The following is a 13989-nucleotide window of genomic DNA, read 5'->3' as shown; positions in this document are numbered from 1 at the left end:
GCAAAAAAACCAGGGTCCGGCAGCATTTCATCACCATGGGGCATTACTTGCCGGACTTCATGCTTTTTCGCAGCCGCAAAGCTTCAGTATACACGCTGTGCCAGTCTTTGTCTTCAATAACCTGAGGGCTGTAATTCGCCCGCTCGAACATCTTCAGCAGTGCAGCAAGACTACCCGCAGCTTGCGGGCGTTCCACGCTCCACCGTGCCACGGATTCGCGCAGGGTCTCATGCTCTTTCTTCAGCATACCCTTCCTGCGCATATACCTTACCCAGCGCTCCGTTTCTGCAACAACTTTTTGCGCCGGAGTCGGCTGACCACCTAGACGCATACGGGTAATCAGGAAGCGCAGGCTCAGCCGGCGCTGCCAGATCAGGAATACGATCCAGAGCAGGAGTACAGCGGCTGCTCCAGCCACAGCCCAGGTGCCGGGATGGAACCCGGCAGACTTGTCCGTCTGTCCCGATGCCGCCGGTTCAAGCTCTTCCGGCTCCTCTTCCTGAACTTCGGGCTGATCCGGATTATCCTGCTCACTCTGCGTCAGCACCGGAACATCGAAGCCGGGCGTTGCCTCAACAGGCACCCATCCGTAATCGCCGAAATAAATTTCGGCCCAGGAGTGGGCATCCGCATTGGTAATCGTGTAGTTATTGTTCACATAACCGGCAGCGCTCTGTTGGATCATTACGCTATCCGGAATCTCGGCCTGCTCCCCGGGAGCATACCCCTTCACCCAGCGGGCTGGTATATCCAGTGACCTCGCCATGGTGACAAGCGCCGTGGAATAGTAATCACAGTATCCTTCCTTGATCTCAAACAGGAAGCTCTCGACCATATCCTTACTTCTGGCCCGTGAGGTATCCGGCTGATTCGTGTAAGGGAAGGAAGCTTGCAGATATTGCTGCAGCAGAATCGTCTTCTCGTAAGGCGTCTGCGCTCTCGCCGTAATCTCCTTGGCCAGCGCGCTCACCCGCTCAGGATAGTTATCCGGGAGCTGAAGATACTGCGGATCGATATTCTTATTACTGTAGAGCTGCTCGAAGGTCTGCATGCTCAGTTCCTTAAGGGGAACCACCGGCACCTCCGAGGTTACCACATAGGTCTGCGGGTAAGCCCTCGTCTTGCCTCCGGGATTCCACAGCAGTTCACTGTCTTCACTCCGCCAGGCCAAGCCGCTGCTCTGTTCCTGCCCGTCCACCGAGTCTACCCCCGAGATCGAATAGCCGCCGAACAGAACCGGATAACTGTTCCCTCCGAGCAGCTTGACGGTCTGCTTGAGCGTACGGGTCTCTGTCTTGGAAGCGGCAGCGCGCTCCAGCGGCTCGCCCACCTGGACTTCGTTATGTTTTCCCCGGCCGGAGGTATCATCATCTGTCCAGCCTTTGCCCGAATACACGCTGCGGATCTCGCCGCGCATATAGGTGCGCAGATCGGAGGTCACTTGCATGACCGGCGAATAATCGAAATTGAAGCCCCCGCCCAGATTGTCATCGTTCAGGCTGTAGCCCGAAGTCGTCCCGTTCGCCGCTGACCCGCCGCTTCCGCTGTCCCCGCCCCCGGAGGAGGGTCTGGACGAGACCGAGTTACCGTTCCACTTTTGCCAGGCGGTATACGGGTCGGTCAAGGTTGGACGCACGCCAGGCATGTTCACCCCGGCAAGGATGACCAGTGAGAAAATAATCGCTATATTCAAGGCAACCTTCATCGGGTACCTCAGCATATAGGTCCAGCCGCGCGGATAATGCAGCTGGAAATTCCTAAGATGCCGCGTGACCAGCCAGCCCATACCGGCAAAGACCGTCCAGGCTACCTCCTGCCACATTACCGCTGTCGTGAATGAATCCAGCGCGGCGAAGGCTGTGATATTCGCCGCGATGAACATCAGAATCCGTGCCTTGCTGTTCACCCACCAGGCGGACACAAGCAGCAGCGCCCAAGCCCCCAGCGCAAACCAGATGTACGGATTCATCGATACCGTTATCCCCGGCAGCCGGTCAAGAAATGCCGGCAGCAGAGGATCAGGAATGTAAATGCCGTAACTGATAATCACGTTGTATACGATAAATACCACTGCCGCGCCTTCCAGCAGAATGCGGTACACATTTTTGAACGGAAAAATAATTTCAATAGCTGTAACGGCCAGCAGGGTTAGCGCCACAGAAACGGTGGTCTCCTGCAGCCAGAAGGGCACCGTATAGGACACCCACTGCATAGCGATAATGCTTAGCCATAGCAGCGTCAGCCCATGATGCCAAGAGGAACGTATCGCCTGGAACCAGTGCTTCATCGGACAGAATCACCTCCAAGTACCGCAGGAAGCTCCTGAAGTGTGTTGATGCTATGTCCGGTAACGCCATGCGAGTGCAGAATATTCTGCCACTCACCGGCCCGGTATTTCCCGGAAGGATGAAGAATATGAATATGGGAAGGCGTCATCCCCCGGTTCTCCGCCCAGTGCAGCGTATCCAGCACCACTCTGCCGCTCTGCGGACTGATCAGTACGAAATACGACCCCTTGGGGAACAGCCGCTGGACACTCTCCAGCCTGTTAATCAGCGGCCCCTTACCTTCCGCGTTGATGTCTATCAAATACTGAATCATTTTTTGCCGCTCGGCATTGCCTTCCGCCGGACTGAACACCTTCGTATGCTTATCCAGACAGCACATTCCAATGCCGATCCGCTCCCGGATGCCGAAGCCGAGGAGAGAAGCCGTGACCGAGACCGCCAGCTCGAATTGTGCGGAGTTGTAATAGCCGCTGGAGGTACCGTCCAGCACCAGAATGGTTCTGGGAACGGATTCATGCTCGAATTCCTTGGACTTCCACTCACCGGTCTTCGCCGTTGCATTCCAGTGAATGCGCGTCAGCCGGTCGCCGTAGACATAATCACGCACACCGTTGATCTGCGTGGTCTCACGCCGTGACTGAAGCAGCGATACCTGCGGCCCCGACAGGCGCGCCTTGCGCTCGTATAGCTGCCAGCGCGGCACTACGACAGCCCGGGGCATCACCCGGAACTGGCCTTCTGCCTTGAAGGTTCCCTTGTGCTCCATCAGACCGAAGATGTCCTCGCTGAGAATATCCGTATTCTCAAAAGAATAACGGCCCCGCTCCAGCAGCGGCGTCTGGAACAGCAGCTCGCCCCGTCCGCCCATGTTCGGAATCAGGCTCTCCTCGAATACCCAGGACTCTCCGTTATGGCGCTTCAGAATTTCCCTTACGATCACGTAGGGCAAAGGCAGAAATCCCGGAATGGTCACTTCCAGCTTCACCTTTAGAAAGCCCCCGGCATATAGCAGGTCCGGCTTATCCTGTTCGGAATAGAAGCTGCGTGTGCCTCTGGTCCGCCGGACTCCTTCAAGGCCGCCAATGAACAGATACAGAATGAGAACAGAGACCATAATGAACAGCATGAAGGAGGTTTTGCCGCCCTGAAACAGCACGTATAAGAGTGTGATGACCCAAATGGCCAGAACGCCCGTGAACTTCCTCAGCTGAACCGCAGCGGCAGCCCGCGTAAGTAAGGCCCTCATCTTATTGCCTCATGGTTACAGGCACGTTAATGCTCTGAAGCAGCTTCTGGAGCAGGGAGTCCATGCTGACGTTATCCAGGCGTGATTCCGGCCGCAGCAGGATACGGTGTCCCAGCGCATACGGGGTCAGGGTCTTCACATCATCAGGCAGCACATAATCCCGTTCCTGGAGAAAAGCGTAGGCCTTGCAGGCCATCATGAACGATAACGATGCCCGGGGGCTGGCGCCCAGCAGCACCAGCGGATGCACCCGCGTCTGTCGGACCACATCCAGCAGGTAGTTCAGCACCGGCTCGCTGATGAACACATCGCGGATTTCCTCCTGAATGGCGGCGATCGTCTCCATGCTGGTTACGGGAGCCAGCCTGTCCACCGGCTGGCCCTGCTGATGGGTACGCAGCAGGTTCTTCTCGGTGTCTGCATCCGGGTAGCCCAGGCTGATCCGCAGCATGAAGCGGTCCAGCTGAGCTTCGGGAAGGGTATAGGTTCCCTCAAAATCTATCGGATTCTGGGTCGCGCAGAGCATAAACGGATGCGGAAGGGGATAGGTCTCTCCATCGACCGTAACATTGCGTTCCTCCATTACCTCAAGCAGTGCGGACTGGGTCTTGGTGGTCGCCCGGTTGATCTCATCGGCCAGCAGAATATTGGTCATCACCGGGCCCGGGCGGAAGTGAAACATCTCATCGCGCGGATGATAGACGGATACACCGGTAATATCACTCGGAAGAATATCCGGGTTACACTGAATACGCCGGTATTCGCCGGACATCGACCGGGAGAGCGCGCGGATCAGCTGGGTTTTGCCAGTCCCGGGAACATCCTCAATCAGGACATGTCCGCCTGCTAACAGGGCAGTCAGCAGCAGTTCTATTTCAAAGCTTTTACCAAGAATACAGGATTCCAAATTAGTGCGGACAGCGTTCATTATTTGCGTAGATTCTTGACGTACGGGCATGTATATTAAACCCTCCTATATCAGAATAAGCAGTAATATATACATTTTACATGATAGGAGTACCGAAAGTACATGTTAGGCCAAGTGAATTTGTAGAGTCGCATGCTAGATTTGTCCAAAAGAAACCCGCATCAGGCGGCGCAACCCCCCTTCATATAAAAAGGGACCGCTCTAGGCGATCCCGGAATTGACATATCTATTGACGATCTATCCACCGTCAGTTACCCCTTCGGCCGGACCACCAGCGCCGCCAGGAAAGAGAAGACAATCGCCGAGGAAATCCCGGCGCTGGTCACATCGAAAATCCCGGTGACGACGCCGACCCAGCCATCGCGCTCCAGTTCAGTCAGCGCCCCGTGGACCAACGAATTCCCGAAGCTGGTAATGGGCACACTGGCTCCTGCTCCAGCGAATTTCACGAGCGGATCGTAGATGCCAAAAGCGTCGGCAGCCGCACCAAGTACCACCAGCGTACTCATAGTATGGGCCGGGGTCAGCTTCAGCACATCGAACATCAGCTGGCCGATCACGCATATCGCACCCCCGACCAGAAAAGCCCATAAATATATCATGCTCCTTCACCTCCACTCTCCAGAGCTACCGCATGGGCTACGCACGGAATACTCTCCCCTTGTTGATAAGACAGCGGCGACAAAAGCGCTCCAGTCGCTACGATCAGTACCCGCTTCAATTCTCCCTTCTTCAGCCGGCCCATAATATGCCCGTAGGTGACTGTGGCAGAGCAGCCGCAGCCGCTTCCTCCGGCTATGACATATTTCTGCTTGTCCAGATCATAGATCATCAAGCCGCAGTCATTGAAGACCGTCTCCTCCATCGGGATGCCTTCCTTGGCCAGCAAATCCTTGGCAATCGGCAATCCGATGGAAGCCAGATCGCCTGTAACAATCAGATCATAATGACCGGGCGACAGCCCCGTGTCCCGGAAATGTGCCGTAATCGTATCGGCGGCTGCCGGGGCCATAGCGGTTCCCATATTGAACGGATCTTTCAGCCCCAGGTCCATGATGCGCCCAAGCGTTGCATACACCACATGGGGCCCTTGAACCGTCCCATCGTTCACGCCTACCACTGCACAGCCAGAGCCTGTTACAGTGTACTGGGCGGTGGGCGGCTTCTGCGAGCCGTACTCTGTCGGGTAGCGGAACTGCTTCTCCACCGTACAGTTGTGGCTGGATGTGCCGGCCAGCACGTACTTGCCGCCGCCGGAATCCACGATCATGGAGGCGATGGCCAGGCTCTCCATCGAGGTGGAGCAGGCACCGAACACCCCGAGGTAAGGCACGCCAAGCTTGCGTGCGGCGAAGGAGCTGCTGATGATCTGATTCATCAGATCCCCGCCGACGAAGAACTCCAGCTTCTCCTGCTCCAGATTCGCATTCATCAGGGCAAGCTTGGCAGCTTTTTCAAATAAAGCGCGTTCTGCCTTCTCCCATGTTTTCTCGCCCATTTCCAGTGAATCGTAGACAAAGTCGAAGCTTGAGGCCAGCGGCCCTTCCCCCTCTTCGGGTCCCACCACTGCGGAGGTCCCAAGGATCACCGGACGGTTCGTAAATTCCCAAGTCTGTTTGCCGAGTTGCTTCATCGTTTAATGTGCACCTCCCCAGCCCATAACGGCATACACTACACCCACGATAAAAGCAGCAACGACGCCGAACACAATAACCGACCCGGCCAGCTTGAACATGTTCCCGCCCACACCCAGCACCAGCCCTTCAGCCCGGTGCTCCAGCGCGGCGGAGCACATGCTGTTGGCGAATCCTGTGACCGGCACTGCTGTGCCGGCACCGCACCATTGGGCGAGCTTGTCATACACCCCGAAGCTGGTCAATATGACGGAGAGCAGAATCAGAATGGCTACTGTCGGGCTTGCCGCCTCCCGGGAGGTCATATCGAATATCGCCATGAACGCTTCCTGGATGCCTTGCCCAAGCACACAGATGAGACCTCCAGAGAGGAAGGCACGCATACAGTTTTTGAATATGGGACGGGATGGTACATGAGGCTTGGCCAATTCCTGATAAGACTTCGGGGTCAGACCGTCAAGGTTCAGCTTGACGCCTGACTTTTTTGTTTTTGCCGGCAATGCAGACACCCCCTGAACTGATAGATACGAAAGGGAACGGTCAGCGGGTAAGCTGCAGTCCCGTCCCTTCGTGTTATGCGGAATTGAGTTTTTCTTATTGTTCACTTCAGGCGGCCCCGTTATGTCCCTCCTGCTCAGGAAAAATAAAACAGCACAACAATCAGCAGCAAAAACAGCACCAGGATCAGTACCGCCTCATTCTCCCGCCCGTACCGGCGGCGGCACCGCCTGGGCAAGCTCTGCCGGCGGACCGGCACTTTGCGGAATCCGCTCCGGCTGCCTGCCTGGGCTACACTCCCCGAGAGCCACATTCTCCTCGCTTCCTTTCTCCGGCTCCTGCCTGCAGAGCCCTTACCGTATAGTATTCGCACAGGGAGTCTCTGTGTTCATTTGCTCTTCCGGCATGGACAAGCGGCGTAAGAATGTTCATACTAGATGACATAAAGGAGCGATATATGTATGAATACAGACACCCTTGAATTGTTCAAAACCTTAACAGAATTCCCCTCAGCCTCCGGCTTCGAGCGCGAACTGCGCGCTTATGTCAAGGAGGCTATGACGCCTTATACGGATGAATTCGTACAGGACCGCCTTGGCAGCCTGTTCGGCGTAATGCGCGGTGAAGCTAACGGTCCCAAGATTATGGTCGCCGGCCATTTCGATGAGGTAGGCTTCATGGTTACCGGCATTACAGACAACGGGATGATCCGCTTCACACCGCTGGGAGGATGGCTGGCTTCGGCCGTGGCCTCACAGCGCCTGCAGATTATTACGCCGAAGGTTACGCTGAACGGCGTGGTCGGCAGTACACCCATCCACCTGCTGAGCGCGGATGAACGCGGCAAGGCCGGAGAGATCAGTAAGATGTATATCGATATCGGCGCAGACAGCCGTGAGGAGGCGCAGAGCTTCGGTGTAGCTCCCGGACAGCAGGTCGTACCGGTTTGCCCGTTCACTCCGCTCGCCAATCCGAAGAAGATTATGGCCAAGGCCTGGGACAACCGCTACGGTGTCGGACTGGCTATTGAATTAATGAAGGAACTGCATGGACAAGCCTTGCCGAATACGCTCTACTGCGGGGCTACCGTTCAGGAAGAGGTCGGGCTGCGTGGTGCCCGGACGGCCGCCAATCTGCTGGCCCCGGATATTTTCTTCGGGCTGGACGCCAGCGCCGCTGCCGATATGACCGGCGACCGCCAGGCCTTCGGCCATCTGGGCCAGGGCGCGCTGCTGCGTATTTTTGACCCGACGATGATTACCCACCGGGGACTGATTGAATACGTGCAGGATACGGCTGATACTCATAAGATCAAATACCAGTATTTCGTCTCCCAGGGAGGAACGGATGCGGGTCAGGTGCATCTCAGCGGAATTGGTATTCCTTCAGCAGTGATCGGCATCTGCTCCCGTTACATCCACACGGCAACCTCGATCATCCACAGTGATGATTATGCGGCAGCCAAAGAGCTGCTGATTAAGCTGGTGCAAGGACTGGACCGCACGACACTGCAGACGATTCTGGAGAACAGCTAGACAACCTCCCCACAAAGTGGGGCTTTTGCTCCGAAGCCTATTCAGGCACTTTGCGGGGACCCCAGAACATATAAAGTCTTTTCTTTCTAACACAAATAGCCGCAAGGATAAGCTTATAGGCTTTCCTTGCGGCTGTATTTTTATGTTATTAGCTCAGCTTCGAGTATTGCTCCATCGCAGACTGATGAACCTTGTGATCCGCAGCAAGCCCCGTGTACTTCGTCAGTGCGGCTTCTGCTCCAAGCTCCGCGATTGCAGCTTGCAGCTCTACCGCTTCGGGGTCATCCCCCGCCTTGAACAGCAGCGCACCTGCCATGGAACGCGTCAGCGCCGTGTAGCTCAGCCCTCTGTCATACGCCTGTGTTGCAGGGGATACCAGACGGTCACTCGGTGACAGCTTGCGCAGCGGCGAACGCCCTACACGGGATACCTCATCGGTCAGCGCCGGATTGCGGAAGCGCTCCAGAATTTTATCGATATACTTACTGTGTTCCGCTGCATCGAAGCCATGCTTCTGGACCAGCACCGCGCCGGTCTCCTCCAGCACCTCACGAACCTTCGCCGTTAAAGCCTCATCCGCCATAGCCTGCTGAATGGTCTCGTAGCCCTGCAGGAAACCAAGGTACGCCGCAGAGCAGTGGCCCGTGTTCACAGTGAAGAGCTTGCGTTCAATATACGGCTCCAGATTCTCTACATAATGCACCCCTTCAACCGGCGTATAGCCCGGGATCATCTGCGAGGCGTCCACCACCCATTCATAGAACGGCTCAACGACCACCTTGAGAATATCCTCGTGCTGCTGGAGCGGAACGATCCGGTCCACTGCCGCGTTAGGAAAAGCAACTGAAGATTCAGCCTTCGCACGGGTCTCTTCATCCAGCTTCGCGTACACCAGTTCCTTGAGCTGCGCACTGCCGCCAATTGCATTCTCGCAGGCGATCACATGCAGCGGTGCGGAGGAGACAGTTACTCTCCGGCGGATGCCGTCCGCCACCGTTCCTGCGATATGCTTCAGAATCGATACGCCGACCGCCGTAGTAACCAGATCCGCTTCAGCAATGGCGGCCGCCACTTCATCTGCATGCGTTACACTGCTAAGAGCCGTAACATTCTTCACGATGACCGTTTCCTGACCGTCGCTCGCCAGCGTGACCGGATACTCCCCGCGTTCCTTGAGCTGGGCAACAAAGGCCTCATTCACATCCACAAAAGTGACTTCATACCCCGCCTGCGACAGCAGCAGCCCGATGAAGCCCCTGCCGATATTGCCCGCGCCGAAATGGACCGCCTTCATTACTCCAGTCCTCCTTCGAAGATTGCAATGACATCAGCAGCTGTAGGAGCGTTCATGACGCGTTCAATGGCATCATCCTCGGTGAAAATCATCGCCACGTTCGTCAGAACCTCCATATGTCCGTCGCCTGCGGCTGCAATGCCGATGACAACAAACGCCGGCTCATCGCCGCCGAAATCCACCCCGTCCGGGAAGCGGATGATAGATAACCCAGTGGACTTAATATAAGGCCGCGCTTCCTTAGTACCGTGCGGAATAGCCAATCCGCCGCCCATATACGTGGACACTACTTCCTCGCGCTCCAGCATCTTGGGAACATATTCCTCCGTTACATGCCCTGCATCGACCAGCAGCTTACCCGCCATCTTGATGGCTTCGTATTTATCGTTGGCAGCACCGTGCATAATCACTTTATTTTCTGACAGGATACTCATATGGTTTCTCCCTCTTTCAACATTTATTTTGGAAAAAATGCAGCAGCTCCGAGGATAAATACCCCCGGATCTCTGACTCTGAACGCTCTTCCAGCAATTGAACCAGCTCGGAGTTCAGCAGCAGTGCACTGATCTCGCTGAGCACCTCCAGGCTCTCCTTAGAGAGTCTGCGCGGAGCCAGCATAAGCAGAATGACTCTGACCTCTGTATCCCCCTCCAGAATTACGGGTTGATCGAGCCGGTACAGGGTCAGCGATGACAGGTGAATATGGCTGCTTCTGGTATGGAACAGCGCCAGTGCGGTATCAGGGATCACCTGGCTGGTCATCCGCTCCCGTTCGAGCAGACGCTCCAGCACAATACCGGCATCCCCGACCACGCCGTTTCCATTCAGCGTCTCCAGCATCTCCACTATCGTCGCTGACAGATCCATCCCCTTATTATCAATCGGATGGAACCGGAACCGCTCCAGCAAGCTGACGATCTCATCCAGGATGCCCTTGTAGCTCCTGAGCCGTTCAAGCGAGGCTTCCTCCCGGACCACGTGGTCCGGTTCACTGGGCATCCCCTTCTCCCGTTCCCGCAGCGTCGTATTCTGAATGTAATTCAGCAGCTTTTCGATCTCCTCCGCTGTGAGCAGGGGGCTAATCTTGATGTAACGCTCCTTATCAATCGGCAGATCAATGGTAGATATAATCAGATCGTAATCTTCATCCGGCAGGCGCGCCGCTTCATACCAGGAGATGTTGCCGAGAATCTCAATCTGCGGCATTTCCTTGGTCAGCCGGGTGGCTAGCAGCCGAGAGGAGCTGAGGCCGCTGGCACAGACCAGAATGGCTCTTACGTTGCGCCTTAGCTGGTTCAGCCGCTCTGCGGAAGCTCCGAAATGCATGACCAGAAATCCAATCTCTTCATCCGGGATCTGGGGCTCCAGCTGCATATCCTCTACGGCTGCGCGGATGATGTTGAACAGATATTCGTAATCCCTGCGGATCGGGCCGAGCAGCGGGTTACGGATACGTGTGCCCTCCCGAATCCGCTTCAATGCCGGATCAATATGCTCCAGCAGACCTTCGCGCAGGGAACGGTCGCTCTGAAAGGGCAGCCCCGTCCGCTTGACCACGCTCTCGGTCAGCTTGTAAACAATCTCCATTAATTCAATATCGCCGTAAGCATAGCCCGAAGAGGAGAAGGAATCCTGAACCCGGTCGAACAACCCGGCAATATATAGAATCTCTACCCGGGGAATCTTCAGCTCAAGCACCTCTGCGAGCTGCTGCACAAATCGCTCGGCTCCGGCAATGTTCCGGTGGTCGGACACCCTGGAATAGCCTGCTTCCGCCCCGCTGTCGATGCTCCGGCTAAGCTCAATCCGCCGGGTAGTGACGGCAAGGGCCAGGAGCATTTCCATATAGACAATTTCGGGCAGCTCCGCCGTCCATTTCCATTCCATATCCCACAGCGTATTCTCTACTTCCATGAGCTTAGCCTGACCTACTGTAGTCAGCAGCACGCGAAAAGCCGGATTGCTCTCAGCCAGAGAACCATGGCCGACCAGATCAGACAAATCCAGATGCTCTGCAGCTAAACGGCCGATCGCCCGGCGCTTGTCGAGCTCGCTGCCGGTGATTTCTACGCCATAGCCTCTTCTCCGGACCAGCTCCAGCCCAAACTTACGGACCCACTGCTCCAGTTCATCCAGATCATAGCTGATAGAAGCAACTGTAACCTTAAGGGAATGCGCAAGTGTGAACAGCTTCACCGGCTCCTCCGCCTCCAGCAGAACGCAGAGCTCGAATACCTTGCGGTCTTCGCCGGAATAATCCGCCGGCTTCTCTTCCCGCAGGAACAGGCGCAGCTCCGCAAGACCGGCCTCCGGGCCGCTCAACCCAATACCTTTGCCTGATTTTTTGATCAGATGAAGACCAAAGTTTTCAATTGCGGACTCTATATCCTCCATCTCCCGGTGTACGGTTCTTACGCTTACCCCGGTAGCCTCGGCAATTTTCACAGCGGTAATCTCTCCGCTTACTTCGAGCAGAAGCCACAGGATCTGGCGCTGTCTGGCGGTAATTTTCGTCATTTCCGCTAACCCTCCGCCTTGCATTAAGTGGAAACGGCTTTGCCGCCCTTTTGAAGGACGGTACCGTTTCAGCGAAAAATAGAAGGATCATTTATAAAGCGATGCCTATAAATTCTTATATTTCAAGCACAAACGGATATGCCGTCCTATAAGGGACGGCATCCGTTTCAGCGAGAAGTATATACTTAGATTTTACACTTGTGCCTCTTACTTCAAACGTTCTACAAGCTCATCATATTTCGGGCTCTTCAGGAAGTTATCAATCGAGATATGCTCTGCCCTTGGATTGCTGGCAATCGCCCGGTCGGTAAGCGTCTTCTGGGTGACCACGATGTCTGCGTCCGCCGGAATTTCACTGACCGCAGAGTTCGTAACGGTGATGTTCACCCCTGCATTTTGCAGCTTCTTTCTTAGGACCGAGGCGCCCATTGCACTGGAGCCCATCCCTGCATCACAAGCGAAGACGATTTTGTTCACATTGGCTTTGGTGCGGACATTGGAAGCCACCGTTGCAGTTGCAGCAGTCTGCGCTGCCGTACCTGCAGACTTCATGTCTCTCATTCTGGCTTCTGCCGCTTCCAAATCCATCTCTTCTTGATCATTATTCTTGGAAGATCTCAGAAGCACCGCTGCAATCAGGAACGATACGATAGTAGCAACGACTACCCCAGCAATCATTGGAAGATATCCGCCCTTAGGCGTCATTGCGAAGTAAGCAAAGATACTGCCTGGCGAAGGAGAAGCTACCAGACCGGCGCCCAGCATCTGGAAGGTGAATGTACCGGACATTCCGCCGCCGATGACCGCCAGAATCAGACGCGGATTCATCAGGATGTAAGGGAAGTAGATCTCATGAATCCCGCCCAGGAAGTGAATGATAATGGCGCCCGGTGCGGAAGATTTGGCAGAGCCTTTGCCCGCCAGCCAGTATGCCAGCAGGATCCCCAGACCAGGACCCGGATTTGATTCGAGCATGAACAGGATGGATTTGCCGATTCTCTGGGATTCTTCAAGCGCAATCGGTCCCAGTACCCCGTGGTTGATCGCATTGTTCAGGAACAATACCTTGGCCGGCTCAATGATGATGTTGATGAGCGGCAGCAGATTGTGGTTAACCAGGAACTCCACGCCATTTGAGAGGATGTTGGTCAAACCTTGAACCAGCGGCCCAACGCCTTTTAAGGCTCCCAGCGTCAACGCGCCGCCGATGATCCCCAGCGAGAAGTTATTGACCAGCATTTCGAACCCGGCTCTGATTTTGCCGTCCACTGCCTTGTCGAACTGCTTCAGCACCCAGGCAGCCAGCGGACCGACAATCATCGCACCCAGGAACATTGGGATCGTTGAGCCTACGATAACCCCCATGGTTACCAGTGCGCCGATGACAGCACCGCGTTTGCCGTGAACCATCTGTCCGCCGGTGTAACCGATCAAGAGAGGAAGCAGGTAGTTAATGATTGGGCCTACCAGAGCTGCAAGGCTCTCATTGGGATACCAGCCCGTTGGAATAAATAATGCTGTAATCAATCCCCAAGCGATAAAAGCGCCGATATTCGGCATTACCATACCGCTGAGCATACGTCCGAATTGTTGAACCTTCACCCTTGCACCGCCGGATGAAGCTTGTTTCGTTGCCGTTGTGGCCATTTAAGATGCCCCCTTATTGTGATGAACGGGAACCTTCCGCACTGCATTCTGAAAGGTGTTTTCCCTTTGAACACATCGTAAATCAAAGCGCTTTCTTTGTCACCAAATTGAAAACACGGTTTCGGCATGAACGTTGTTGACAACATTTAAGAGCTCCTGCCAAGGGGCTTAAGTCCGGTATCCGCCTTGCTCCAATCGGCCTACAAGCTTCCTCATAGGATGCACAAATTCACGTATAATATCATGTCTTGAATTGTATTCGGTTTATCGCATAGTATCCAAGACAGCAAAGTAACCCCACAAAGTGGGGCTTTAGCGTAGGTGATGATTCAGGTACTTTGCGGGGACCCCAAAACAAAAAGCCGCCCCCCTAAGCGGAGACGGCTATGCCATGCAGCAGCA

The 13989-nt window shown here is 55.2% G+C and carries 12 protein-coding genes; 1 reads left to right on the top strand and 11 read right to left on the bottom strand.

What is annotated here, in order from left to right; all coding sequences use genetic code 11:
• Window positions 1–43: 43 nt before the first annotated feature.
• The 7 genes from NYE24_RS28710 to NYE24_RS28680 all read right to left on the bottom strand — a co-directional run bounded on the left by NYE24_RS28710 (window position 44) and on the right by NYE24_RS28680 (window position 6907).
• Window positions 44–2287, bottom strand: coding sequence for a transglutaminase domain-containing protein (locus NYE24_RS28710; protein WP_341029555.1), 2244 nt, complete (start codon window positions 2285–2287; stop codon window positions 44–46).
• Entirely contained in the window at window positions 2284–3534 is a 1251-nt protein-coding gene (locus NYE24_RS28705) for a DUF58 domain-containing protein (protein ID WP_341029553.1), read from the bottom strand. Before NYE24_RS28705 ends, NYE24_RS28710 begins: the two co-directional genes overlap by 4 nt.
• 1 nt (window position 3535) lies before the next feature.
• The gene (locus NYE24_RS28700; protein WP_036697922.1) at window positions 3536–4492 is read right to left on the bottom strand and encodes a MoxR family ATPase; all 957 of its coding nucleotides are present in this window, start codon (window positions 4490–4492) and stop codon (window positions 3536–3538) included.
• Window positions 4493–4713: 221 nt separating this feature from the next.
• Window positions 4714–5064: a stage V sporulation protein AE gene (gene spoVAE, locus NYE24_RS28695; protein WP_036697920.1), complete on the bottom strand. Its 351-nt coding sequence runs from the start codon at window positions 5062–5064 to the stop codon at window positions 4714–4716.
• Window positions 5061–6095 (bottom strand): stage V sporulation protein AD, encoded by a 1035-nt coding sequence (gene spoVAD / locus NYE24_RS28690; protein WP_036697917.1) that lies wholly within the window; start codon window positions 6093–6095, stop codon window positions 5061–5063. Before spoVAD ends, spoVAE begins: the two co-directional genes overlap by 4 nt.
• Window positions 6096–6098: 3 nt before the next feature.
• Entirely contained in the window at window positions 6099–6596 is a 498-nt protein-coding gene (spoVAC, locus tag NYE24_RS28685; protein ID WP_036697915.1) for a stage V sporulation protein AC, read from the bottom strand.
• Between the two features lie 134 nt (window positions 6597–6730).
• Window positions 6731–6907, bottom strand: coding sequence for a hypothetical protein (locus tag NYE24_RS28680; RefSeq protein ID WP_156949687.1), 177 nt, complete (start codon window positions 6905–6907; stop codon window positions 6731–6733).
• A gap of 148 nt (window positions 6908–7055) precedes the next feature.
• Here NYE24_RS28680 and NYE24_RS28675 point away from each other — a divergent pair, with 148 nt between their 5' ends.
• Complete coding sequence (locus NYE24_RS28675) at window positions 7056–8129, top strand: M42 family metallopeptidase (protein WP_342477243.1); 1074 nt, start codon at window positions 7056–7058, stop codon at window positions 8127–8129.
• 148 nt (window positions 8130–8277) lie between these two features.
• On the opposite strand, the gene NYE24_RS28670 is transcribed toward NYE24_RS28675, so the two are convergent.
• The 4 genes from NYE24_RS28670 to NYE24_RS28655 all read right to left on the bottom strand — a co-directional run bounded on the left by NYE24_RS28670 (window position 8278) and on the right by NYE24_RS28655 (window position 13587).
• Window positions 8278–9423: a mannitol-1-phosphate 5-dehydrogenase gene (locus NYE24_RS28670; protein ID WP_036697908.1), complete on the bottom strand. Its 1146-nt coding sequence runs from the start codon at window positions 9421–9423 to the stop codon at window positions 8278–8280.
• Complete coding sequence (locus NYE24_RS28665) at window positions 9423–9857, bottom strand: PTS sugar transporter subunit IIA (protein WP_036697905.1); 435 nt, start codon at window positions 9855–9857, stop codon at window positions 9423–9425. The genes NYE24_RS28670 and NYE24_RS28665 overlap by 1 nt, the downstream gene beginning before the upstream one ends.
• 16 nt (window positions 9858–9873) lie before the next feature.
• Window positions 9874–11940, bottom strand: a complete 2067-nt coding sequence (locus NYE24_RS28660; RefSeq protein ID WP_036697902.1) for a BglG family transcription antiterminator — start codon at window positions 11938–11940, stop codon at window positions 9874–9876.
• Window positions 11941–12147: 207 nt separating this feature from the next.
• On the bottom strand, window positions 12148–13587 hold the full coding sequence (locus NYE24_RS28655; protein WP_036697899.1) for a PTS mannitol transporter subunit IICBA: 1440 nt from the start codon (window positions 13585–13587) through the stop codon (window positions 12148–12150).
• Window positions 13588–13989 lie beyond the last annotated feature (402 nt).

Source organism: Paenibacillus sp. FSL H7-0350 (genome assembly GCF_038593195.1).
Lineage (GTDB): Bacteria > Bacillota > Bacilli > Paenibacillales > Paenibacillaceae > Paenibacillus_AQ.
This window is presented reverse-complemented; position numbering and strand designations above follow the sequence as displayed.